This window comes from Paenibacillus sp. FSL E2-8871 (assembly GCF_038000345.1).
Taxonomy (GTDB): Bacteria; Bacillota; Bacilli; order Paenibacillales; family Paenibacillaceae; genus Paenibacillus_AQ.
Map to the genome: position 1 here is coordinate 1,207,635 of NZ_JBBOBV010000001.1, position 22,910 is coordinate 1,230,544.

Annotated in this window: 21 protein-coding genes and 1 pseudogene; 18 read left to right on the forward strand and 4 right to left on the reverse strand. The window is 44.3% G+C overall.

What is annotated here, in order from left to right:
* The first annotated feature begins 79 nt into the window (after positions 1-79).
* From NYE25_RS05530 to NYE25_RS05550, 5 genes are all read left to right on the forward strand, one after another.
* Positions 80-430, forward strand: a complete 351-nt coding sequence (locus NYE25_RS05530; protein WP_076283736.1) for a metal-sensitive transcriptional regulator — start codon at positions 80-82, stop codon at positions 428-430.
* Positions 431-565: 135 nt separating this feature from the next.
* Positions 566-1,486, forward strand: a complete 921-nt coding sequence (locus NYE25_RS05535; protein ID WP_341145346.1) for a hypothetical protein — start codon at positions 566-568, stop codon at positions 1,484-1,486.
* A 233-nt stretch (positions 1,487-1,719) separates the two neighbouring features.
* On the forward strand, positions 1,720-1,977 hold the full coding sequence (locus NYE25_RS05540) for a glutaredoxin family protein (RefSeq protein ID WP_060623601.1): 258 nt from the start codon (positions 1,720-1,722) through the stop codon (positions 1,975-1,977).
* Positions 1,978-2,148: 171 nt separating this feature from the next.
* Positions 2,149-2,418: a hypothetical protein gene (locus NYE25_RS05545; RefSeq protein ID WP_341145347.1), complete on the forward strand. Its 270-nt coding sequence runs from the start codon at positions 2,149-2,151 to the stop codon at positions 2,416-2,418.
* Between the two features lie 71 nt (positions 2,419-2,489).
* Positions 2,490-2,678, forward strand: a complete 189-nt coding sequence (locus NYE25_RS05550; RefSeq protein WP_341145348.1) for a hypothetical protein — start codon at positions 2,490-2,492, stop codon at positions 2,676-2,678.
* A gap of 95 nt (positions 2,679-2,773) precedes the next feature.
* Here the strand turns inward: NYE25_RS05550 and NYE25_RS05555 are convergent.
* Positions 2,774-3,179, reverse strand: a pseudogene (locus tag NYE25_RS05555) (class I SAM-dependent methyltransferase); the annotation flags it as partial.
* 113 nt (positions 3,180-3,292) lie between these two features.
* Between NYE25_RS05555 and NYE25_RS05560 the strand changes: the two are divergent.
* Positions 3,293-4,558, forward strand: coding sequence for a YncE family protein (locus NYE25_RS05560; protein ID WP_341128272.1), 1,266 nt, complete (start codon positions 3,293-3,295; stop codon positions 4,556-4,558).
* 71 nt (positions 4,559-4,629) lie between these two features.
* Positions 4,630-4,821, forward strand: a complete 192-nt coding sequence (locus NYE25_RS05565; RefSeq protein WP_149645696.1) for a hypothetical protein — start codon at positions 4,630-4,632, stop codon at positions 4,819-4,821.
* A gap of 223 nt (positions 4,822-5,044) precedes the next feature.
* Here NYE25_RS05565 and NYE25_RS05570 read toward each other — a convergent pair whose 3' ends face one another.
* On the reverse strand, positions 5,045-5,710 hold the full coding sequence (locus tag NYE25_RS05570) for a helix-turn-helix transcriptional regulator (protein ID WP_341145349.1): 666 nt from the start codon (positions 5,708-5,710) through the stop codon (positions 5,045-5,047).
* 538 nt (positions 5,711-6,248) lie between these two features.
* Between NYE25_RS05570 and NYE25_RS05575 the strand changes: the two genes are divergently transcribed.
* From NYE25_RS05575 to NYE25_RS05600, 6 genes are all read left to right on the forward strand, one after another.
* Positions 6,249-6,608, forward strand: coding sequence for a HesB/IscA family protein (locus NYE25_RS05575; RefSeq protein WP_445667118.1), 360 nt, complete (start codon positions 6,249-6,251; stop codon positions 6,606-6,608).
* A 23-nt stretch (positions 6,609-6,631) separates the two neighbouring features.
* A complete protein-coding gene (locus tag NYE25_RS05580; protein WP_341055048.1) occupies positions 6,632-6,916 on the forward strand; it encodes a HesB/YadR/YfhF family protein in 285 nt (94 codons plus the stop codon).
* A gap of 129 nt (positions 6,917-7,045) precedes the next feature.
* A complete protein-coding gene (locus tag NYE25_RS05585; protein WP_341145350.1) occupies positions 7,046-7,852 on the forward strand; it encodes a helix-turn-helix domain-containing protein in 807 nt (268 codons plus the stop codon).
* Between the two features lie 215 nt (positions 7,853-8,067).
* The gene (locus NYE25_RS05590) at positions 8,068-9,372 is read left to right on the forward strand and encodes an NtaA/DmoA family FMN-dependent monooxygenase (protein WP_341145351.1); all 1,305 of its coding nucleotides are present in this window, start codon (positions 8,068-8,070) and stop codon (positions 9,370-9,372) included.
* Between the two features lie 25 nt (positions 9,373-9,397).
* Positions 9,398-10,444, forward strand: coding sequence for an NAD(P)/FAD-dependent oxidoreductase (locus NYE25_RS05595; protein WP_149645699.1), 1,047 nt, complete (start codon positions 9,398-9,400; stop codon positions 10,442-10,444).
* Between the two features lie 28 nt (positions 10,445-10,472).
* The gene (locus NYE25_RS05600) at positions 10,473-11,420 is read left to right on the forward strand and encodes an ABC transporter substrate-binding protein (protein ID WP_341145352.1); all 948 of its coding nucleotides are present in this window, start codon (positions 10,473-10,475) and stop codon (positions 11,418-11,420) included.
* Between the two features lie 161 nt (positions 11,421-11,581).
* Here the strand turns inward: NYE25_RS05600 and NYE25_RS05605 are convergent, their stop codons facing one another.
* Positions 11,582-12,157 carry a dihydrofolate reductase family protein gene (locus NYE25_RS05605; protein ID WP_341145353.1) on the reverse strand — a complete coding sequence of 192 codons (576 nt, stop codon included), beginning with the start codon at positions 12,155-12,157 and terminating at the stop codon, positions 11,582-11,584.
* Between the two features lie 159 nt (positions 12,158-12,316).
* On the opposite strand from NYE25_RS05605, the gene NYE25_RS05610 reads away from it, so the two are divergent.
* From NYE25_RS05610 to NYE25_RS05630, 5 genes are all read left to right on the forward strand, one after another.
* On the forward strand, positions 12,317-14,239 hold the full coding sequence (locus NYE25_RS05610) for an AraC family transcriptional regulator (RefSeq protein ID WP_341145354.1): 1,923 nt from the start codon (positions 12,317-12,319) through the stop codon (positions 14,237-14,239).
* A 498-nt stretch (positions 14,240-14,737) separates the two neighbouring features.
* Positions 14,738-16,015 carry a cytosine permease gene (codB, locus tag NYE25_RS05615; RefSeq protein WP_341145355.1) on the forward strand — a complete coding sequence of 426 codons (1,278 nt, stop codon included), beginning with the start codon at positions 14,738-14,740 and terminating at the stop codon, positions 16,013-16,015.
* Positions 15,984-17,252: a cytosine deaminase gene (locus NYE25_RS05620; RefSeq protein WP_341145356.1), complete on the forward strand. Its 1,269-nt coding sequence runs from the start codon at positions 15,984-15,986 to the stop codon at positions 17,250-17,252. The genes codB and NYE25_RS05620 overlap by 32 nt, the downstream gene beginning before the upstream one ends.
* 374 nt (positions 17,253-17,626) lie before the next feature.
* Positions 17,627-20,923 (forward strand): chitinase N-terminal domain-containing protein, encoded by a 3,297-nt coding sequence (locus tag NYE25_RS05625; RefSeq protein WP_445667119.1) that lies wholly within the window; start codon positions 17,627-17,629, stop codon positions 20,921-20,923.
* 232 nt (positions 20,924-21,155) lie between these two features.
* Entirely contained in the window at positions 21,156-22,142 is a 987-nt protein-coding gene (locus NYE25_RS05630; protein ID WP_076283719.1) for an alpha/beta fold hydrolase, read from the forward strand.
* Positions 22,143-22,224: 82 nt separating this feature from the next.
* Here the strand turns inward: NYE25_RS05630 and NYE25_RS05635 are convergent, their stop codons facing one another.
* On the reverse strand, positions 22,225-22,860 hold the full coding sequence (locus NYE25_RS05635) for a TetR/AcrR family transcriptional regulator (protein ID WP_341145357.1): 636 nt from the start codon (positions 22,858-22,860) through the stop codon (positions 22,225-22,227).
* Positions 22,861-22,910: the final 50 nt, after the last annotated feature.

The window sequence follows — 22,910 nt, forward strand, 5'->3', positions numbered from 1 at the left end:
GACAGGACTCCATCGAATTAACAACTTATATTTTATGTATATAGGGGTGTGGAGTATTTTAAAAGAAAGGGGGATTCCGATGAGCAAAGAATCGATACTCTTTGAACAAGTGATACAGCAAGATCCGGGCTTTTGCTCACCTGGAGAGGATAAGCGCAAGAGCCATCATTCCGATCAAGCCAATAGCGATCTGCTCAACCGATTGAATCGAATCGAAGGACAGGTCCGTGGCATTAAAGACATGATTGAGAAAGATATTTACTGTGACGATATGTTGAATCAGATCTCTTCGGTGCAAGCAACATTGAATGATGTCGGGAAGCTAGTACTTGAATATCATATGAAAAGTTGTGTCATCGAACGGATTCAAGTAGGGGATACGGAAGTATTAACGGAATTCATGAAGACGATCAATAAACTGATGAAATAAAGGTCGGACCGCTTTCAGTAATGATACGGCTTTTATGCCATCATTATTATAGGGTAAGGGGAGGCTTTGCGGCTGCAGCGTGTCAAGATGCGCTCTGCATCTTCGAATTTAGATTGAAACGGAGTTGCTATAACCATGAAGAAGAAGATACTCCTCGTCGCTGCTGCGGTGGTCGCTTTTAGCGTATTGGCTGCATGCGGCAAAGCGGAGGACAAGAAGCCAGCAAACGGAAATAACCATGCCGGGCATGCAGCAAGCGGGCAAGAGAACGCCGAGAAGCATACAGGAAATGAGAAAGAGGAGGCGGGAGACATGGAGCACGGAGGCAGCCACGGTGATCATAGCGCAGCTGCGAAGCCTGCATTGGAGGATCTTAACGTATCGTTTACCTTCCCCACAGGCGCCGCAAAAGCAAACGAAGAAACGGAATTGACTATTCAAATTACGGATAAGGACGGGAAAACGGTCAATAAGTATGATATCAATCACGAGAAATTGCTTCATCTCATCATCGTCAATCACGATTTGTCATTCTTTAACCACATTCATCCCGAGTTTAAGGGAGACGGCACATTTACAGTGAACACTTCGTTCCCGGCTGGAGGTGAGTACAAGGTGTTTGCGGACTTTATTCCTACTGGCGGTGCCAATTCCACGCTTAGCGAGTGGGTGAAGGTGGAAGGCAAGGAAAGCAAACATGCCGCGATTACGCCCGAAGGGAAACTGGTGAAAGAAGTGGGTGTCAAGGAAATTGAACTGGCCTTGAGTGATACGAAACCAAACGAAGAAGTGACATTGACCTTCAACATTCGCGATGCGAAGACGAAGAAGAGGATTGATAACCTGCAGCCTTATTTAGGAGCGGTCGGCCATGTTGTGATTCTATCAAAAGATGCGAATCAATATCTTCATGTTCATCCAATCGATGAGAAAGCTACGGGACCGGATGCGAAATTCGCGACTTCTTTTCCGCAAAGCGGGACGTATAAATTATGGGGACAATTTCAGCATAACGGGGAAGTGTTCACCGTACCATTCGTCGTTGATGTGAGGTAAGGCGAATGATCATGGGATAAAAGACGATGCTGGCGGTATCATCTGCTATTCAAGTCGGGGGAAGTCGCTTTACGCTGAATCTGCTTACCAAGATAGTTATGATTTGTTCCTGTCGTATCCACGCGATCGATTTATACAAGGAGCAGGCGAAAGGGAAAGAAAAGTTTAGCATGTTGTGGACCGAATTAAATCGAGCAGTTAAAACAAATTAACGTGTAAAGGAGCGAACATTTATGCTGAAAATCGATTCGAAAACACCGATCAAAATTTACACGATTCCAACTTGCAGCGATTGCCGATTTGCCAAGCGCTACTTTAATGAGCATCAAATTCCCTACATCGAATTCAACTGCGAAGAAGATGTGAATTATGCGAAGGAAGTGCTGGAGCTGACAGGTAAGCAGATCGTACCGACCATTGTCATTCAAGACAAGGTGTTCGTTGGTTTCTCTGAAAACTTGAACGAGATAAGCAATCTTCTGCAAACTTGACAGCTAAAATGATGGAAGTATGGTAGACAAAGGAGATTAGCGATGAGTGCCCTTCCTATATAAGGAAGGGCTTTTTTCAATAGAGCAATTATAAAAATGTCATCGACCTCCAATGTCTACAGTTATTTATGTGGTAAAATTAGGATAAGTGAATCTTGGGAGGCGAGTAAATTGAGTCTCGATCTTGTGATGATCCTTTTTCTACTGTTCTTAAATATTCCAGTATATAAATTATTGTTTCGCGTGTTCTTTGTGGATAATGATGATTATAACGAATCGATTAGACATACTTTTACACCTAACATCGTTTCATTATTCCGAGGAGAGTATTGGAAGGATAGAATGAATACGGCAAGACTTCAGTTTTTTATTATTCTTTGCGTTGGGATCATTGTTTTAGAATACCTTGTTTTGAATAAAGTATTTGAAATTCTTGCATAAGCTCCGCTCTATTATGGAAAACTTCTGTAGTGCGAATAAACTGCATGATTCCATTTTGGGAGGATAGCATTATGACAAATCAGGATCCGCAGGAGCTTCTTAAGAGTAAACACAAGCTAGATGAGCAAAAAAGGCAGTTCACAAATTTTGCCCGAAGTGTTTCCGGTCATGATGAAGTAGAAGCAGGCCAGGAATTCAGTAATGATCGAGTGCCTGACGATCAAAACCGCATGAAATCTGTTGAGAACAGACAAGATTGACCATGAAAAAACTATAAAATAAGCCGATCCTTTTCTGGATCGGCTTATTTTATAATTATTACGTTGTAAGGTGTTATTTCAATAGGTATCGGATGCTAGCGTTTTCTTGCTTTAATTACAGAAGTTACAGGAAGCATTTTTGCTTTTTTTGAAAAATCGCTTTTATCGTCCCGCGACTGCATAAGTTATCATCAGATTGCTCAATCATTTGCTCAATGACAAATGGATCCGATAATGTTAACGTACTTTCGTCAAGAGATACTGAATACCAAGATTCATCGAAATAACAATTTTTAAATACTAGCATATCATTTTCTGTATAAACACATTTGTGTATAGGTTGAGACCATCTGTAAATAAATGATCCCTCTTTTTTTTTAGGTAAGAAGCACTCCGGCTAAAGGTCGGTTGTCCAGCTTATAGCATAAATCGAATAAACAAAGTCAAAATAATCCTCTGGTAGTTTTCTTCCATGGGAGAACAGATCAATTTTGCTGAAATTAAATTCTAGCTATAGTATAGTCCAATCCCAACTACAGTTCTTACATACGTTAAAGAGAGACTGGTAGTTTTTTAAATCTTTAATTATGGGAATTAAGGGAGGATTCGTTAGAATGGCAATTTTATCATCAGGACCTATTGATAATAGTGCTGTGAGCGGTGTCAGGCCTACTGAGCAGGTGACGGTCAAGATCGATAACCGGGATGCGCTGAATCAGTCCGCTATTCTGATCCAAGGGTACAATTTAACCCTCACAAGGACTTTGTATGTAAGCGAGCTTATTACGGCTTCTCCAGACGAGGTGATCACAAGAAATTACTTTGCCAATCTGGATGCCTTTGAGTTTGTCTTTACAACGGAAGGTCTCGCTGAATTGCAAACGGAAATCTCCGTGTGGGGCAAAAACTCAGCCGGGGAGCTGGTTACCGCCCACCGTCTTGTCTCATCCGAGCTGCTAGGAGCTGAAAATAGGGGAGCCACAGGCTCCGTTAACCGCATTTATGTTTCCAATTTCAATAGCAATGATGTTTCTGTGATCAACGGAGTAACAGGTGCGGTGATAGTAGTCATCCCTGTAGGCGTGAATCCTGCGGGAGTAGCCATAAACCCGTTAACCAATCGTATTTATGTTGCTAATTTGAACAGCGACAACGTATCCGTTATCGACGGAGAGACCAATACGGTGCTGGCCACCGTTCCTGCCGGGGATGGAGCAGGTGCAGTCGCGGTCAATACCTCTACCAATGCTATCTATGTTGCCAATTTTAATGATAATACTGTTACTGTCATTGACGGATTAACCAACACTGTCGTGACTACCATTATTCCCGCCGGCGGTTCTCCTTTTCCAACGGGGATCGGCGTGAATTCCTTAACCAATACTATTTATGTAGCTGATTTCAACTCGGATATTGTTACCGTCATTGACGGGGCTACGAATATGGTTATTACACAGATTCCCGTTCAGGTTAACCCGTTCCGGGTCGGTGTTGATCCCTTAACGAACCGGATTTATGTCTCGAACTTCACCAGTAACACCGTTTCAGTCATTGATGGAGCCACCAATACAGTGATAACCAACTTGCCTGTAGGAACGACTCCGGCTGAATTGGGAGTGAACATATCAACCAATGCCATCTATGTGCCAAACCGGGATGACGACAATGTGTCGGTGATTGGCGGATTAACGAATACGGTGATTACTACCATTCCGGTCGGGAATAACCCTAATGGTGCAGGAGTTAATCCATTGACTAACCGCATCTATATCACCAATCAGGATGATAACACGGTATCGGTCATTGATGGGGTTACCCAGGCGGTGATTAGTGTTATTCCTGTAGGTGCACGTCCGTTCTCAATCGGTGTCAATCCGTAGGAGGCAAGGACAAAGAATTTAGTACACTCTAAATTCTGTTCTTCATCTTACCGCAGGGGGTGAATTATACGATGGAAATAACATCGGCAGAAGAAATCATGATTCTGTTATCGAGCATGGACAAAGAGCATTCTGTAGCACGTATCTACGTTCCGGGCATAGGTGAATTCACGATTGTACTGCAGAAGAAAGAAGGCAACAGCGGGGCAGCAGCAGAAGAACGCATACCGGCAGCAGGGTTAACAAGGAACCCTTATCTTTAGAAATTTCCAGTAAATCAGCTTTCTTCCGGTAAGGAAGAGGCTGATTTTGGGGTTTGTATCTGAGGGGCGTGATTGCTGATTATACACCTTATTCCTGGGACATTAGGGTAGTGTATTCGATAATCTGAAAAAATGAGATACTTCCCATAAATCTCATAGGCGGCTGGTTCTTTCATCCGTCGCACCGCTGGTTTTAAGATCGAGGGACAAGAACAAAAAGTCGCTAAAACAGCAGCTTATTTTGCCTAACCGTATATACACAGTTTCTTCCTCCCGCTAAAATATACTCCCCCCGTTCAATATGAACATTATTTCCTAGAACAGTTTTAAATAGATGTAACTCATTCTTGCATAACCCGGTACATACAGCAGCAGCTTCACAGATCGGGCAATGTTTCTCAATGAATAAAAGACTGCCATCATCCTGCTCCTTAACCTCGGCCATATAACCTTCATTTGTTCGAATCTCGGCCAGTTTCTCCAGCTTCACTCTAACGTCTCCTGTATCACCAAGATGCTGAAGATATTGTTCTTGCATATTCTTATTTCGAACAGCGAGCAGCTTGTCCAGCCCCTCATTTCCGAAAGCTTCTTTCATGGAATTGATCAAACTGATGGATAAATCCGAATATCCGCTTGGAAAAAATCGATCGGCCGCGGGTGTTAAGATCCATAGCTTGGTGGGTCGCCCCATGGGACGGGACTCTTCTTTATTAGTAACCAGCCCTTCTTCTTTCAGATCATTCAAATGTTGACGAATAGCCATTCCAGATAGCGAAAACTGGGAGGAGAGTGCCATAACATCCATTCCCCCTTGCTGCTTTAACAGATCAATGATCGCTCTTCGGGTCTTGGTTGAGACATCCTTTTTGGTATGATTTTGGCTCAAGGTGCACCTCCTTTTGAAGCAACTAAATCTATATCACAGACTACATTTTAAACAAAAATGTTGACAAAGTCAAAGCTGAACTGTAGCTTAGACATTATAAACAAAAATGTTTACTAAGTGTCCAGATACGATGTATACATACCAATTTTCTTGGAAGTCACATTTCATGCCGACTAATCATCAAAGCATTTTCAGCCCACGTTATTTTGTACTATCCATAGGTATTATTCTGTCAGTGATGGCCATTGGATTCGAAGGCCTGTGTAACCACCATTGCCCCTTCAAGTGCTGTAGATTTGAACGGCCTTAGCATGTTTGGCTGGATATTAAATACTTATCTGCTTGCGTAGATTATCGGGACTCTAGTCGTCGGTCGAATCATAGATAGAAGAGCACCTGCAGTACCGTTCACTATCGCACTTCTTTTGATTTCATTGGGCTGATCGCTGCCGCAACATCAGGCAATACGTATACCAAGATAGGAACGGGTATACAATCTTTAGGTTTGAAAAACAAATAAACGAAGGAGGAGTTCACAATGATCATCGAGGTCAGTGATAAGGCATCAGAAAAAATCGCCGAAATCTTATTAAGTGCGAATATCCGAAATCCATTTCTTAGAGTGGGTGTTGATGAAGGGGGATGCAGTGGATTATCCTACACCATAGTCGTAGATGAACAGCAGGCAGAAGAGGACATTGTATTAAATAAAAAGGATTTTAGTATATTGGTTCACCCGAATTGTATCCCATATATTGACGGTCTTGAAATTGACTATGAAGAGAGTGGAATGGTAGGCGGATTCACTATGAATAACCCTAATGCAAAAGCTTCATGTGGATGCGGAGCCAGTTTCAGAATGGCCAATTATCGTGGCGAAATAAAAAAATGTGATTAAACAGCAGAAAGGAGAGAAGAGGAATGATATCATTTGCAGTATCCGAAAAAGCATTGGATTCATTTAAGAATGAATGGGGTTTGGAAGAGGGCCAATATGTAAGAATTTATGCAAAATATTCCGGTGGAGGCTCAGATGCCTTCACTGTTGGAATTAATGCAAGTGCTACACCGATCGATCCCGCATGGGTTCAATCCATTGGCGGATTTCATTTCTTTGTTGAAAACACTGATGTTTGGATTTTACAGGATGAACTTCTTCAAATTGATTGTAATGAAGACGGCATATTTTCAACCAAAATCTCCTGAGCATCTTCTTGAGTGTAATGTACAGTAGAATATCTACTACACTTCTAGCAATTTCGCACGCTTTTGTCTATACTATTTTAAATAAATATCAGAATGGGATCTGATTTTAACAGAAGCAGGTGCAGAACATTGATAAATTTGGACAAATTAGCAAAGGCATTTACTAATGGTGTCTATGATATAGAAGATAGAAGCAGATTAGTCATCCAGCCCAAAAGTTTATTAAGTGAATTTACCACCGTTAAGCATGGATTTCTGTTTATCATTCGCGGGGGAGCCAGAATACGTGTGAATGGAACCGTATATGAATTACGGCCAGGGTCAGTTTTTCATGCGGCTCCAGGCATGCAAATGGATTCGCAGGTTATAGGACAATCAGAGCTTGAGTATTACTCCCTTTTTTATAAATTGGATATGCCAGAAGAAATGAATTGTACTACCGAATTTGACTCTCATTTCAAGCTGGAGCCAGGAGCCAATCTAAAAATTATTGAATTACTAATCATGCTTCATCAGAATACCCATCCATCCGGAGAAATTGGAAAGCTGCGTATCAAAGAGCTGTTCTTAAGCCTAATGCATCAGGTTCTGATTGCTTGTAGTTACAGAGAGAACGACAGTTCACCGAATCAAAGGATGGTAGACGAAGCCCTTGCATACATTAAACTAAATTATATGAATTCACTTACACTCGGTGATTTAGCGGAACGGCATGCAATGAGTACGAACCGCTTCTCTTACTTCTTTCACAAATACACGGGGCTGCGTCCAATTGACTATGTCGTTAATTATCGTATGGAACGAGCTTGTGACTTACTCAAAGCAGGCAATTTTCCTATCCACGAGATTGCGGACCGTGTCGGTTATGACAATCCGCTGTATTTCAGCCGATTATTTAAAAAGAAATTCGGTGTTTCTCCCTCTGCCTATAGATAATTAGATAATATACATATCGAGTTTCTTATACTTGAATTAAGTCTGCAGCTACTGGTGATGAACCAGAAGTGCAGACTTTTTTATTTAGATTAAATAATGATGCATGTAGAATTTGAGATTTGTACATTTGAATTTATTTAAATTTTTGATAAACTCACCCTTGTAACTGAGAATCATTATCAGTAAATTGATTTATAAATGAAAGGCTGGTAGATATGACAGGAAAAAGACAATTATGTATTGGGTTGTCCTTAAATGTAACCTGGATGAAAGGAGACGGCTGGCGGCACCCGGATAGCGGAGTCGAAAAGATGGGGTCTATCGAATATTATATTGATTTGGCAAAAATGGCGGAGAATTCTAAGCTCGATTTTCTCTTCAGGGCTGATTATCTGTATGTTAGCCCGCAGATGTTAGGGGATTCCTCTAATTTCGGCAGCCCGGACCCTGCATTGTTTTTTGCAGCGATAGCCCGTGAAACCGAGCGGATCGGACTGGTGACGACGATTTCTACCACTTTTAATCCGCCTTATGTTGTAGCAAGACAGCTTCAGTCTTTACACTGGCTGAGCAATGGACGTGCCGGCTGGAATATTGTCACTTCTATTGAAGGCGCTGATAATTTCAGCGAGTCACCTATGCCTTCACCGGAAGAGAGATATGCCAAGGCAAAAGAGTTCACGGATGTCGTAAGCAAGCTTTGGGAGAGTTTTCCGAATGAAGCGATTGTTATCGATCGTCAGTCGGCTATGTTCTCGGATAAGGATAAAGTAACTGCTATAAATCATTCCGGTGAATTTTTCAGTGTAAAAGGACCGCTTACTTTGCCTGCTCACAAGTCAGGAACGCCTCCGCTATTTCAAGCCGGCGCTTCGGATATTGGACGGAATTTCGCTTCTTCCGTTGCAGATGCTATTTTTGCAGCAATGCCGGATATCGAATCAGGAGTGGAGCTAAGAAATGATCTGAGAAAAAGAGCGGCAGAGCAGGGACGTGATCCGGATGCCATCAGAGTTTTGCCGGGCTTATATTTTTTTCTGGCTGATACGCGCGAAGAAGCGCTTGAATTACATAAGACCGCACATGCGAATTTAAGTCTTGAGCGCAGACATGCTTCGCTTAAATCGGTGTTAGGTCTTGATTTAACCGGTTATTCCATAGATAGGCGCGTAACTGCCGATATGTTACCCGATCCAAATCAGGCCGTCCGCAGCCGGACACATGCCGAACTATTGCGGCGGTATATTATCAAAAACCAGCCTACAGTGAAAGAGATCCTGGACAGGCCGGAGGTTGTCGGATCTGCTCATTGGGTATCTGTCGGGACAGTCGAGGATGTACTGAACGATATTATTGAGCGGTTTGAAGCGGGGGCTATGGATGGCTTCATCGCCTTGCCGGGCGGTTCAGAACAATCTATGGAACTGTTTTTTGAGAAGCTGGTACCGAAGCTGGTTGAGAGAGGCTTGTTCCGAAGTGAATATACGGGGTGCACTTTTCGTGAGCATCTAGGGATATAAAAAAGAGAGTTGAGGCGATTGAACGATGCATGAAGAGGAAATGTTTGATGTTACGATTATTGGCGGCGGTCCGGCCGGATTATTTGCTGCATTTTATAGTGGACTCCGCGAAATGAAGACCAAAATCATTGAATTTCAGCCTGTACTTGGCGGCAAAGTGCATGTCTATCCGGAAAAGATGATCTGGGATGTGGGAGGCTTACAACCTATTCTTGGCTCGCAGCTTATTGAACAAATGGTTGCGCAAGGGATGACGTTCCAGCCGGAGGTTGCTTTTAATGAAAAGGTCACATCCATCTCGAAAGATGAAGCAGGTTACTTTATATTACACACGGCCGCAAACCGGAAGCATTTTACTAGAACTGTAATATTGGCCATTGGAGGAGGCATTCTGAAGCCGATCAAGCTTGAAATCGAGGGTGCCGAAAGATTTGAAATTACAAATTTGCATTATACGGTGAAGTCACTTGCCCGCTTCAAAGAGAAGACTATTCTAATATCGGGTGGCGGACATTCTGCTGTTGACTGGGCGAACGAACTGGCCCCGATTGCCAAGAAGGTGTATTTAACGTACCGGAAAGAGAACTTAAAGGGGCATGAAGCCGATATTTCACGCTTGGCGAACAATGGCGTAGTGTGCTTGTTAAATACTTCAATCGAAAAATTGATTGCCACACCGGATCACGAAAGAATAGGGACAGTGCTGCTAAAAAGCAATGACAACGGAGAAGCATTTGAGCTGTCCGTTGATGAGGTCATCATTAATCACGGTTATGAACGCGACAAGGAACTACTGGTGAACAGTGAAATTAAAATTGATCTGTGGGAACATCGGATTTCAGGATCAGCAATGAGCGGGACATCCGTGCCGGGCATTTATGCGGCAGGTGATGTTCTGCATCATGAAGGGAAGCTGCACCTGATAGCGGGAGCGTTCCAGGATTCTGCAAATGCAGTAAACCAGGCCAAACAATACATCACGCCGGAGGCAAATTCGACCGGGATGGTGTCTTCGCACAATGACCTGTTCATACAGAAAAACCGTGATTTAATGAAGCATTTATACAGATAGTAATGATAACAACTCAAGGGGGAGCCAAATGAATAGACTATTTGGATGGATTGCATCCTTAGTTATAATAGCAGGATTACTGGCTGGATGTTCCGAAACTTCAGTCACAACTGCACCTGAAGTCGGCAAGATCGAGGAAGCGGGATGGCCAAGAACAATTGCAGATGCCAGCGACAATGGAGTGGTGCTCAAGACACGACCTGAGCGGATAGCGGTTCTTCATCCTTTGTATTTGGATTACTTTTTCGCTCTAGATACGCCTCCAATCGCATCAACTAACGCAGCTGAAGCAATGAAAGATTTCGCTACTTTACAGCCTTATGCCGGAACTGCTGAGATTATTGATTTGGGCAATAGCAATGCGAATCTGGAAATGATCATGGATGCAAAGCCTGATGTGATTGTAACCTTCAAGGGTTCTGTTGATAGCAATTATGATGAGTTGAATAAGATTGCACCTGTCATCTTAATTGACTACACCGATACCTGGGAAAAAACGACGATGCTGTGTGCTCAGATTGTTGGAAAAGAGACGTTAGCAGAACAAGCCATTAAGGAAACACAAGAAATGATAGCCAATACGAAAAAACAGTTAAATAGTCTTGAAGATAAGACCTTTGCCTTGCTACGGGTCGATGGAAAAGCCAATTTTAATGCTCAAGGCTCTAAAAACACAATGTACTACAATCAAACAGTGGGCTTTGGGTTGTTGCCACCAAAGGGATATCCCGAAGAGGGTGGGGCGCTTTCTCTGGAGGGTCTATACAGCATGAATCCCGATTATATTATTATCCAGCATGATAAGGATATCGCAAAGGCGGCCATCAAGGAGAAGGAAACTTCAAAAGCGTGGAACTCACTGGAAGCAGTAAAAAACAATCATGTTCTTATCTTTGATAATTCACTAAACAGCGCAAGTATCCTGGCTGTCCGTTTGGCTGCAGATCATTTCCTGCAATTGGCGGCTGAACAATAATTTATTATACAAAAATCCGATTGACGCTGCTGGGCGCAATCGGATTTTTGTTATTTAGATAAATATCTTGTCCTGTTGTTTGGTGAAAATAAAGTATTAGACTGCAGCTGTTGTCGTTCCAATAACGTTCCCCGTTAGCATAATCACCTTAAGTGACAAGGTCATCTTACTGTCTGGTAAACGAGGCCTATGGCTCCAGAATCAAAGGTCTTGTTTTCGATTAGCTTAAGATTGATCTTCTCCTTGAGACCTTGGAATAACGGCAATCCCTTACCGATCAAAACGGGAGAAACCGTAATTTTATACTCATCAATTAAATTAAGCTCCATGAGGTGGTGTGCGAACCTAGGACTGCCGAGGATGACCATATCCTTGCCTGGCTGCTGTTTGAGGTTATTGATCTCTTTCTCGACATCTTCTTTCACGAGTCTGGAATTATTCCATTCGACTTTCTCCAGCGTCGTGGAAAAAACGATTTTGGCTGTCTTTTCGATCCACTCGGCATGATTCCGTTCATGCTGCGAAGCTGATGGGTTCGAAGGCACAGATGGCCAGTAACTATGCATCATCTGATAAGTCCCACGTCCCCAAAGGACAGTGTCGGCAGTACTCAGAATTTCTTTCGCATGTTTCTCCAAATCAGCATCGTAGGAAACCCAACCAATGTCCATTTCACCATTCGGCCCTTCTACAAAACCGTCAAGCGATGTGTGAAGAAATAGAACGAGTTTTCTCATTTTCAGTTCTCCTTTGTTCATGAGGGATATTTAAATTATACATTAACTACATTTTAGCAGTTTTCTTCAGTCTAGACCTTTATTATCTTTAGACAACTGTTATTGATAATGGTTATCATTTATGATGATCATTAGACAGATAACGGAGGGGTAATCATTATGCACATCAACAATCAAATATTTCTTTGGGATCAAGCGACCGTCAAGTTATTGGATGTACGCCAAATTGAAATGGTTCAAAGCGAAATTCTTCAAAAATATAAGATTCCTGCCAGTATATTTTTACTTTCGGTACATGGGAGCGCTCAAGTTCAGTTAGATCAGGCCGAATTTTCTTTTACAGGATTTCAAATTCTCCATAGCGGGAAAGGGGTGACCCTCAATATTGTTCCGACAAGCAAAAAATTTGTTTACTATATCATTTACTACCGTGCATGGATTAATGAAGAGGATCCCTTCCAAATACAATATTGTTTTTCCCCTAATGCACCCATTTTACTTTATAACAAAATTCAAATGATGCATCAAAAATGGAACAGGCAAGAAGAGAGACTCCATGTTAAATCATTGTTTTATCAATTCATTGATCAGGTTTTAAAAGAATTACATAGACAAGAGACTGAGGTGAAACAAACAAGTGTTGCAGTCCAAGTCATCACCTACATCCAGGAATACTATGCGGAGCCAATCACATTAGATTCTCTTGCGGAAGTATTTAATTTCAGTGCTTATCATTTGTCATCATTGTTTAAAGAGTACACAGGTATGAGTCCGATTGATTACTTAATTCGTTTTAGGCTTGAACGGGCAACAGAGCTTTTAATGACAACAGAGGCTTCTGTCGGGGAAATTGCAGCAAGCGTTGGTTATAAAGACGTTTATTATTTCAGCCGAATTTTTAAGAAAAGAAAAGGTGTATCCCCTGCACATTTTAGAACAAGAGAGATACAGGCACATAAAGTTGCTGAAAGTCCATCAAACTTCCCCACATCCTCTATTTTTGAACACATCGTTCAACAGTATATTAATAATGATAATCATTATCATAATACGGAAAAAGGGGAATTACATATGTTTAAAATGACAAAATCTCAGACGACGGCAGCTTTGCTGCTTTGCGGTTCTCTATTATTAGGCGCTTGCTCAAGCGGGACGGGCACAGTTGCGAAGGAGCAGAGTACTGGGAATGGAACCGAAAATCAAACTGCATTAGAAGAAAGTTCGAAGACTCGAATAGTATCAACGCCAAAGGGAGATGTGGAAGTACCTGCAGAGCCGAAAAGAGTAGCGGCTGACCAATATATGGGGCATTTATTGAAATTAGGAATTGTTCCAATCGGTGCAAGAACATTTATGCTGGATGAAGGCTGGATGGAGAAGGCGGACATTCCGAAAGAAACGATCGAGAAAATTGAAGATCTGGGGGATTTTCCTTTAAACCTGGAAAAATTAACGATGCTAGATCCGGACTTAATTATCGGTTCAATCGATGAGAACATAGAACAATATGAGAAGATTGGAACGACTGTTTTTCTGCCTTATTGGGAGGGGTTATCAACCGCAGGTCCGCTTGATAAATTCAGGGGTGTAAGCAAGATATTCGGAAAAGAAAAAGAAGCAGAAGAATGGATTGCGCAATACGAACAGAAAGTAGCTGAAGCAAAGTTGAAACTCACCGGTGTTATCAAGGAAGGGGAAACCGTTTCGGTTGTTTCATTTTCAGAAAAAGCGGTATACGTCTTAGCTGCAAAGGGAGGAAACTATGGTTCTTCCACAATATACAATATGCTGCAGCTGCCTCCAACAGAAAGTGCAAAAAATATGGCTGAGGGTTTTGAATCGATTTCACTTGAAGTGCTCCCAGAATACTTAGGAGATTATGTTTTTGTTTATAATGGCGATGCTGATGCAACAAATAAAGCAATGGAAAGTAACATATGGAAAGGCATCCCTGCAGTGAAAAATGGCAAAGTTTATTTGTATGGTGATAACTATCATGATGAATTCGTAATGGAGGACCCTTTTTCATTAGAGCTTCAGCTGGATACGATTGTTAATTTATTACTTGGCACTACTAAATAATTTAATAGATATGGCACATCTGAGCGAAACGGAATCCACCTCCTGAATAAATTAAATAACCGCTCCGTTTGGACTGTGGATCAGGCCGTTCCTGATAGGAAGTGGAGGAACTCCGAGAGTGAGGTTGTCCGGTACCACATAAGGCTTTGTACTATGAGCAAGTGCCTTGGTCGACCTCATCCACATAATAATTCCAAGCGCAGCATTCAAAAGAGGATTTATATCAATGGATATTAATGACATTGACATCTATAGGTTTTTCTAAAATAATAGAATGTAATTGAATACTGGTACCTTTAATTCAGTCCAGAGAGGCTGACAAGGACAGCGGATTTTTATAATCACGTGAGAAGCAGGGCATATTCCGTCAAGGGATGCTCTGTGTCTTAGCGCGGATTATGATGAACAAAAGAGGCTACTTGTCAGTTTGATCTGACGAGTAGCCTCTTTTGTTTCTGCTTTTTTGGTATCAGGACACTTTATACTGGGGGTATTCTGATGAGTAAACAAGATCAAGAGTTTTCGTGGCAAGCGGTGCCGAAAACGCAGAGAAATCATTTTGGAAAGACGTTCTCCGTCATGTTAGCATTCACTTTCTTTTCCGCAAGCATGTTGGCAGGGGGAACGTTAGGGGTCAGTTTGACATTCATGGAGTTCATTGGAATCGTGCTTGCCGGTAATCTGGCACTCGGCATCTATACCGGAGCACTGGCACATATCGCTGCCAAAACAGGTCTTTCCACGCATTTGCTTGCAAAATATGCGTTCGGTGAAAAAGGCTCGTACCTTCCTTCTTTCCTGCTTGGCTTCACACAGGTCGGATGGTTCGGTGTCGGTGTAGCCATGTTCGCGGTACCTGTCGCCAGAGCGATGGACTGGAATGTGTACCTTTTAATCTTCGTGTTTGGTCTCGCAATGACGGCATCAGCCATCTTCGGCATGAAGTCGCTCGTCATTCTGGGTTATATAGCAGTTCCGGCCATTGCTGTTCTCGGTGGTTACTCTGTGTTCGAAGGAGTAAACACGCTGGGTGGTCTGCAAGGGTTGCTCGATTACTCACCAACAGAGTCGCTTACCGCAGCAGCAGCATTGACCATTTGTATCGGTTCATTCATTAGCGGCGGAACGTTGACGCCCGATTTTGCCCGGTTTGCCAGAACCTCCCGGCAGGCGGTTATTGCAACGGTCATTTCGTTCTTTCTAGGGAACTCACTTATGTTCCTCTTCGGTGCAGTCGGCGCAATGGCTTATAATTTGGCAGATATCTCGGAGGTCATGTTCTTGCAAGGATTGCTCATTCCTGCGATCATCGTACTGGGGCTGAACATCTGGACAACTAACGATAACGCACTTTACGCTTCCGGGCTGGGCTTTGCCAATATCACTAAAATTTCGAAAAAGTTTTTCGTTATCGTTAACGGCATCGTGGGTACCGTATTTGCCATGTGGATGTACAACAATTTCGTTGGTTTCCTGAATGTGCTGGGCGCGGCGATCCCGTCCATCGGCGCCATCATCATCGCAGACTATTTTATTGTGAAGCGCAGAAACTATAAACCATTTGCCGACATGACCTTCAAAAATGTAAACTGGATCGCGATGGTAGCTTGGGTTATCGGCGTGGCCTTCGCCCAGCTGGCTCCAGGAATAACACCACTTAATGCACTGATTGGAACAGCGGTTGTATACACCGTGATAATGCTGATCGTTGCTATGAAAGAATCCAAAGAAAAGGGGAATAAAAATGATTATACAGAACGCAAAATTGCGGGGTAAAGAAGGTTTATGGAATATTGTTGTGAAAGATGGGAAGTTTGAGCTTATCACGCAATCAATGGAACTAACTGCGAATGAGGAAGTAATTGATGTTAACGGCTCACTTGTGCTGCCGCCGTTCATTGAACCTCATATTCACTTGGATACAACGTTAACAGCAGGTGAGCCGGAATGGAATTTGAGCGGAACACTGTTTGAAGGCATCCAGCGTTGGTCAGAACGCAAGGCCTTCCTGACGCATGAAGACGTCAAAACGCGTTCCAAAACTGCATTGAAGTGGCAGATCGCGCAGGGTATCCAGCATGTACGAACACATGTAGACGTTACTGATCCAAGCTTGACCGCCGTAAAAGCGATGCTTGAAGTAAAAGAAGAAATGGCACCGTTCATTGACATCCAGCTTGTCGCTTTTCCACAGGAAGGTATTCACTCCTTCCCGAACGGCGTGGAATTACTAGAAGAGTCGCTGAAAATGGGTGTTGACGTGGTGGGTGGTATTCCACACTTCGAATTCACAAGAGAATATGGCGTTGATTCGATGAAGGTTGCGTTTGACCTCGCTGAAAAATACGACCGTCTGATCGATATCCATTGCGACGAAATCGATGACGAGCAATCCCGTTTCTTGGAAGTTGTAGCCAAAGAAGCTTACGAACGCGGGCTTGGCTCCCGTACGACAGCAAGCCACACGACGGCGATGGGGTCATACAATGATGCATATACGTACAAATTGTTTAGATTACTGAAGATGGCTGACCTAAATTTCGTCTCCAATCCTCTGGTTAACATCCATCTGCAGGGACGCTTTGACACTTATCCGAAAAGAAGAGGGTTAACTCGCGTCAAAGAACTGCTGGAAGCGGGACTTAATGTATGCTTCGGTCACGATGACATTTTCGATCCATGGTATCCGCTTGGCACAGGCAACATGCTTCAGGTGCTGCACATGGGTATTCATGCTTCTCAGTTGCTCGGATACGATCAAATCGTAAATTCAATCGATCTTATTACGAAAAATAGTGCAAGAACGTTGAATATCGAGGATATGTACGGCATTGAAGTAGGTAAACCTGCCAACTTCATCGTTCTTGAAGCAGAGAACGAGTATGAGACCATTCGTAAACAGGCCGGAGTACTTTATTCGTTCAGAGCCGGCCGCAAAATCGCGGAAACAAAGCCGCGGGAAACTTCGATCATTCTTGAGAACGGTTCGGAGAAGATTACTTTCAATAAATAATCGAATGAAGTATGTGCTCCATCAAGCAGAGCCTGCTTTTTAGCCAAAAATCCCCTCATGATATTCAGGAATATAAGAGATCACCTGATTGTGAACTCTTCCTGTATACATGGGGGATTTTTTTGCTTGTTGTGTTTGACCATTTTTCTATTGCAGAACATTCCGGACCCAAACTCCAGTATCACTAAGACTTTTTTCATAGCTTATTTCCAAGATTCGACCTTGTTTTCACCCACTGTATAGGCCGAAAGTATAAATTTACAACACTTTACAAAAATCTATGTTTTTCCTAATCCTTATGAGATAGCATATTAGACGAAAGCGGTGGACAATTATGGAAAAATCCACCGATCTATATCTTAAGGAGGAAGAATATGAAGGAGAAGCGTTCAGGTTGGAATAAGAAGCTGCTAAAAAGCATGCTGGTTGCATCTGTTGCCGTACCCCTGCATTTATTCGCATTCGGAGCCGGCTCGGCGATATACGCTGAGGGACCAAGCGACCCCGCCCCATTCATTGAAGCCAAAGTGGTCAACGAGCATGCAGGCCAGAAAATTCTGTTTGACAATACCCACGCGCAGACGGCCGGAGCGGCCGACTGGGTTATTGATGGCGCTTTTTCCGATTTTGGTAATGCGCTTGCGCAAGAAGGCTATTACGTCAAAGAGCTTCGTAAGACCACTCCGATTACGCTAGGCGATCTTTCCAGCTATGACGTCTTCGTCGTGGCCGAATCTAACATTCCATATAAATCCAGCGAGCAGGCAGCTATGGCGGAATACGTGGAGAACGGCGGCAGCATCTTCTTCATCGGCGATCATTACAATGCGGACCGCAATAAGAATCGCTGGGACGGCAATGAGGCATTCAACGGTTACCGCCGCGGAGCTTGGGACAACCCGGCCAAAGGCATGAGCACCGAAGAGGCCGGTTCCGCGGCAATGCAAGGCGTGGTCAGCTCCGACTGGCTGGCGGAAGAGTTCGGCGTCCGGTTCCGCTTCAATGCACTCGGTGACATTAACGCGACCAACATCGTGGCTCCCGATCAGGCCTTCGGTATTACATCAGGAGTATCAAGTGTAGCCATGCATGCCGGCTCCACGCTGGCAATCCTCGACCCGACCCGAGCGAAGGGCATCGTCTATCTGCCGAAAACCAACAATGCTTGGGGCAACGCGGTGGACCAAGGTGTCTACAATGGCGGCGGCGTAGCGGAAGGTCCTTATGTGGCCGTGGCGAAAAAAGGTGCCGGCAAAGCCGCCTTTCTCGGCGACTCCTCCCCAGTCGAGGATGCCACGCCGAAGTATTTGCGCGAGGATACCGGTGCCAAAAAAACGACTTACGATGGCTTCAAGGAGGCTGACGATGCTGAGCTCCTGGTGAACACGGTTAACTGGCTCGCCGAACAAGAGAGCTATACGGATTTCACCAAGGTAAGTGGCCTGACGCTGGATCAGCCGACTCAGCTGCTGCCGTTCGAAGAGCCGGCGCTTTCCACTGAGCCTCAGCCAGAGCCATGGGCCGCTCCGAATGCCGGCTACAAATGGTTTGACCGCACCAGCTACAAGGCGGGCTCTTACGGCGGACCGGCAGCTACTGCAAGTGCGGTGTACAATTTCACGCACCAAACGGTGCTGCCGAACGCGCAGGATTTCCAGATTCGTGTCAGCGCAGATAATCTCCCTGCCAATACGAGCGTATCAGGCTTCCAATTGGGTATCTACCAGGTGAGTAGCGGTGCCCAGATCGCCAAGATCCAGAACAGTGACGGCACTTGGCCGAGTAGCTATGCTTACAGCGCCAACTTTAGCCTGACTTCAGACTTGAACGGCCATGCCTACAAAGATCTGACCGTACAGATCAAACCAGGCACCACGGCTGCATCCAATCTGCGTCTGCGCCAGAACGGAACGAACCTGAAGACCGAATCAGTAACGCTCGGTAACGTCCCAGCAGAACCGCTTCCGGACGAGGAAGATCCGATTCCAGCGACCGTTTCCATCGGCGAAGCCCGGACCAAAATTGTTGGATCCTTGGTGACGGTTGAGGGGATCGTAACGACTGAGCCGGGTATTTTCGGCGGGCAAACCTTTTATCTGCAGGATGAGACCGGCGGACTTTATGTCTACCAGAGCCAAAGTGGCTTCCATGCCGGCGACACGGTCAAGGTAACAGCGTCCACGGCGCTGTACAATTCGGAGCTAGAGTTGACCGAAGTTGTGCAGATCGAGAAGACCGGCACTGCGAAGCTGCCCGAGTCCATTGACGTGCCGTCAGTGAACGATACCAATCAAGGTCAGCTGCTCAAGCTTAAAGACGTGAAAGTGACGAATATTATCACAGCCACTCCAAGCGGTTCTTTTGAATTTGACGCCATCGCCGATGGCGGGACAAGCAATCACATCCGGGTGGATGCCCGGACGGGCATCACGAAAGACAGCTTCCCTTATGCGGAAGGACAGAAGCTCGATATTACGGGCGTAGCCGCGATCTTCAAAGGCGTATACCAACTCAAACCTAGAAGTCTCGGAGACTTCAGCATTGTGGAAGAAGTGGGGGCTCCGGTAACGACGGCGACGCTGTCGGCAAATCCGAACGCTGCCGGCTGGTTGAACCAGCCCACCGAAGTAACCCTGAAGGCCGACTCCGATACAGCTAAAGTTTATTACTCGCTGAACGGCGGTGCGGAAGCCGTATTCAGCACTCCGTTGACCGTAAGCAAAGATGGACGGCATACGCTGTCTTATCATGCGGTTTCGGGCAAGGGAAAGGCGGAAGAAACTAAGACACTGAGCCTTAATATCGACACGGTTTCACCGACAGCGGAGCTGACGGAGTCCGGTCATGCGGTTGGCGATGTGGAGGAGGAAGCCCAGCTTAAGTTTGTATTGTCTGCCGAAGATAATCTGTCTGGCGTCGCCTCCAAGCAGCTTCTGCTGGATGGACAGCCCATAGCCGACGGACAGATCCTGAACGCTGCGGAGCTGGGTGCCGGGTCCCATACTGTAAACTACGTCGTGACCGACACCGCAGGCAATACTGCCGAAAAGAGCTACACGTTCCAAATTACTGGCGGAGCGGCACTTGCAACTGACAAGCCTGGACAGCCTGTGTTGTCCTCGAACAGCGGCTACGGTTATGGACTCAGTGATGGTAACTTTACCGTCACCATGAATCTTTGGTGGGGCAATAACGCTACCAGCTACAAGCTTTATGAGAATGGCACACTGATCGATTCCAAGTCTCTGAAGGATGTATCTCCGTCCGCGCAGACGGCAAGCACAGCGCTTCACGGTAAGCCGAATGGCACCTATATATACACAGTGGAGCTTACCAACAAATACGGCACAAGCAAGAGCCAGCCGCTCACGGTGACGATCCGCGATGCCGCACCGGGCAAGCCGGTCCTGGCCCATGACAACTGGGACGGAGATGGCTCTTATAAAGTAACGATGAATCTATGGTGGGGCACTAATGCCACAGAGTACCGCCTTTATGAGAACGGGCAACTGATCGACACGCAAGCGCTGAACGCCAACACGCCTTCGGCGCAGAGCGCTACAACTGACGTCACTGGTCGCGCTTCCGGCAATTATGAATACCGAGCGGAGCTGGTTAATGCAGCGGGAGAGACCCTAAGTGATATCATCAAGGTAACCGTCAACAAATAATACGATGAGCGTTTTAAATCTTGTAAGAAGTATTCCAAGATGTTGCATTCCGATTTGCTGTTGATCTAAATATGTCTCCAGGAGGTGCTTATATCTTTCAGATATAACGCCTCCTTTTTGACTTGTTCATATTCCGTTCATATTGTCGTCACGATGAGTACATCTTAGTTGATTACACTTTGAATATGTCGTCAAGGCGGCACTTCAGATACAGAGACAAGGAAGGGAAGAGATGAACGTGGCAAATAAGGTAGAAATAAAAACAACTGGGACTAAGAGCCACAAGAAACGGAACCTATGGTTAAAAATAATCGGAGGTATTGTAGGGGCGCTCGTGCTGTTCATGGGCATCGTTTTTATCGTTGATGCAATCAGCGATGGGGTAGAGAAAAAGAAAATCGAATCCTATGGCCAGTATGTCAATGTGGATGGGAAAAAGATGAATGTGCTCATTCAAGGCAGCGGAGAACAAACCGTTGTACTTCTACCGGGACAGGGAACCCCGTCGCCTGCACTTGATTTCAAATTGCTGATCGATGAAATTACCCCTAATTATAAAGTCGTGTTGGTCGAGCCTTTCGGTTATGGTTTGAGCGATGAAACCGAGAAGGAAAGAACGACGGAGAATATAGTAAGTGAGGTTCACGAAGCTCTGCAGCAACTGGGTGTTGACAGTTACATTCTAATGGGACATTCCATCGCGGGACTTTACGGAGCGACCTATGTGAACACTTATCCGGATGAAGTTCTTGCTTTTGTCGGCATCGATAGCAGCGTTCCCAATCAACCCGGGATGGATGTCAAATTACCTTTGAAATCCATGCAATTTCTTCAAAAATCAGGTCTGATGAGATTGTTCCAAAAAGTGAGCGGAGATGCGTATAAATCGCTTGCATTCGATGAGCATACCAAAGAACAGATGCGTTTGATTTCGAATCAAGTCGCGACCAATCCAACGTTGATGAATGAACTGAGCCACCTCGGTTCCAATTTTAAAAATGGAGAAAAACTCACAATGCCAAAAGATTTGCCGTTGCTTCTCTTCGTTCAATCGAATAATGAGCACAATAAACAGTGGATTCCGCTTCATGAAGAGCAAGTCAAACAATCCGCACAGGGGAAAATGATCCCGATGGAAGGTTCTCATTACCTGCATCATACAAAATACAAAGAAATCGCTGAGGAATTCAAAGCTTACATGAAACAAATCCAATTGTAGGGTTGATAATTAAACTGCGGAGCCAAACTTGGTTCCGTAGTTTCTTTCTTTTTCCATTTTAAAAAAAACAATTTTTCAAACCTTATTCTTGGGACATTGGAGTTTGGTATACATCGAGACAAATCTTGGTCATCTCATCAATGGATTTTGCAAAGTCGGATTGTATCCATTTGAGGAGAACATTATAGAGGGCCCCCGCTTTAAAGTATATTCGGTACACATTTTCATCGCTTTTGTCGTGAGCAGTAGAGAGCATCATTTCATTCAAGCAATCCAGAATCACATCATCAAACTTTGCGCTTTGAAGTGCTTTGTAGATGTTCCGCTGCTGAAAAACAACTTCAAAAAGCACTCTGATAAATTTTTGAGGTTCTTTAGCTTTGCCTGTTAATTCATTGGTGTAAGGTAAGAGTTTTTGATTAATTTCGAAAATAAGCGAATCGACCAAATCCACCAGGATCTCTTGCTTGGAGGAATAGTTGTTGTAATAGGCAGTTCGAGAGACCCCTGCACGCTTCACAATATCGGTGATGGTGATTTTGTTAAAAGGCTGTTCCTGGATCAAGTAGACTAATGCCGTGCAGATGGCTTCTCTTGTCAAACGGTTGGTTTCTTTATTGGAACGATGCTGAGAGGTATTCGGACTATATAATTCATGATTTGAGATGACATTTCCCCTCCGTTTGTACATTCTGGTATTCGTTTCATTGTTTTTCATGAGTCTTTTCAATATGCTAAAACCATAAGGCATTACAAATGTAATGTCAA

Bases quoted from the DNA above. Each gene is read 5' to 3' on its own strand.
- NYE25_RS05590 (WP_341145351.1), top strand. From the start codon at position 8,068: ATGACAGGAAAAAGACAATTATGTATTGGGTTGTCCTTAAATGTAACC.
- NYE25_RS05620 (WP_341145356.1), top strand. From the start codon at position 15,984: ATGATTATACAGAACGCAAAATTGCGGGGTAAAGAAGGTTTATGGAAT.
- NYE25_RS05635 (WP_341145357.1), bottom strand. From the start codon at position 22,860: ATGAAAAACAATGAAACGAATACCAGAATGTACAAACGGAGGGGAAAT.
- NYE25_RS05595 (WP_149645699.1), top strand. From the start codon at position 9,398: ATGCATGAAGAGGAAATGTTTGATGTTACGATTATTGGCGGCGGTCCG.
- NYE25_RS05605 (WP_341145353.1), bottom strand. From the start codon at position 12,157: ATGAGAAAACTCGTTCTATTTCTTCACACATCGCTTGACGGTTTTGTA.
- NYE25_RS05550 (WP_341145348.1), top strand. From the start codon at position 2,490: ATGACAAATCAGGATCCGCAGGAGCTTCTTAAGAGTAAACACAAGCTA.
- NYE25_RS05600 (WP_341145352.1), top strand. From the start codon at position 10,473: ATGAATAGACTATTTGGATGGATTGCATCCTTAGTTATAATAGCAGGA.
- NYE25_RS05530 (WP_076283736.1), top strand. From the start codon at position 80: ATGAGCAAAGAATCGATACTCTTTGAACAAGTGATACAGCAAGATCCG.
- NYE25_RS05575 (WP_445667118.1), top strand. From the start codon at position 6,249: ATGATCATCGAGGTCAGTGATAAGGCATCAGAAAAAATCGCCGAAATC.
- NYE25_RS05630 (WP_076283719.1), top strand. From the start codon at position 21,156: ATGAACGTGGCAAATAAGGTAGAAATAAAAACAACTGGGACTAAGAGC.
- NYE25_RS05535 (WP_341145346.1), top strand. From the start codon at position 566: ATGAAGAAGAAGATACTCCTCGTCGCTGCTGCGGTGGTCGCTTTTAGC.
- NYE25_RS05610 (WP_341145354.1), top strand. From the start codon at position 12,317: ATGCACATCAACAATCAAATATTTCTTTGGGATCAAGCGACCGTCAAG.
- NYE25_RS05625 (WP_445667119.1), top strand. From the start codon at position 17,627: ATGAAGGAGAAGCGTTCAGGTTGGAATAAGAAGCTGCTAAAAAGCATG.
- codB (WP_341145355.1), top strand. From the start codon at position 14,738: ATGAGTAAACAAGATCAAGAGTTTTCGTGGCAAGCGGTGCCGAAAACG.
- NYE25_RS05560 (WP_341128272.1), top strand. From the start codon at position 3,293: ATGGCAATTTTATCATCAGGACCTATTGATAATAGTGCTGTGAGCGGT.
- NYE25_RS05565 (WP_149645696.1), top strand. From the start codon at position 4,630: ATGGAAATAACATCGGCAGAAGAAATCATGATTCTGTTATCGAGCATG.
- NYE25_RS05580 (WP_341055048.1), top strand. From the start codon at position 6,632: ATGATATCATTTGCAGTATCCGAAAAAGCATTGGATTCATTTAAGAAT.
- NYE25_RS05540 (WP_060623601.1), top strand. From the start codon at position 1,720: ATGCTGAAAATCGATTCGAAAACACCGATCAAAATTTACACGATTCCA.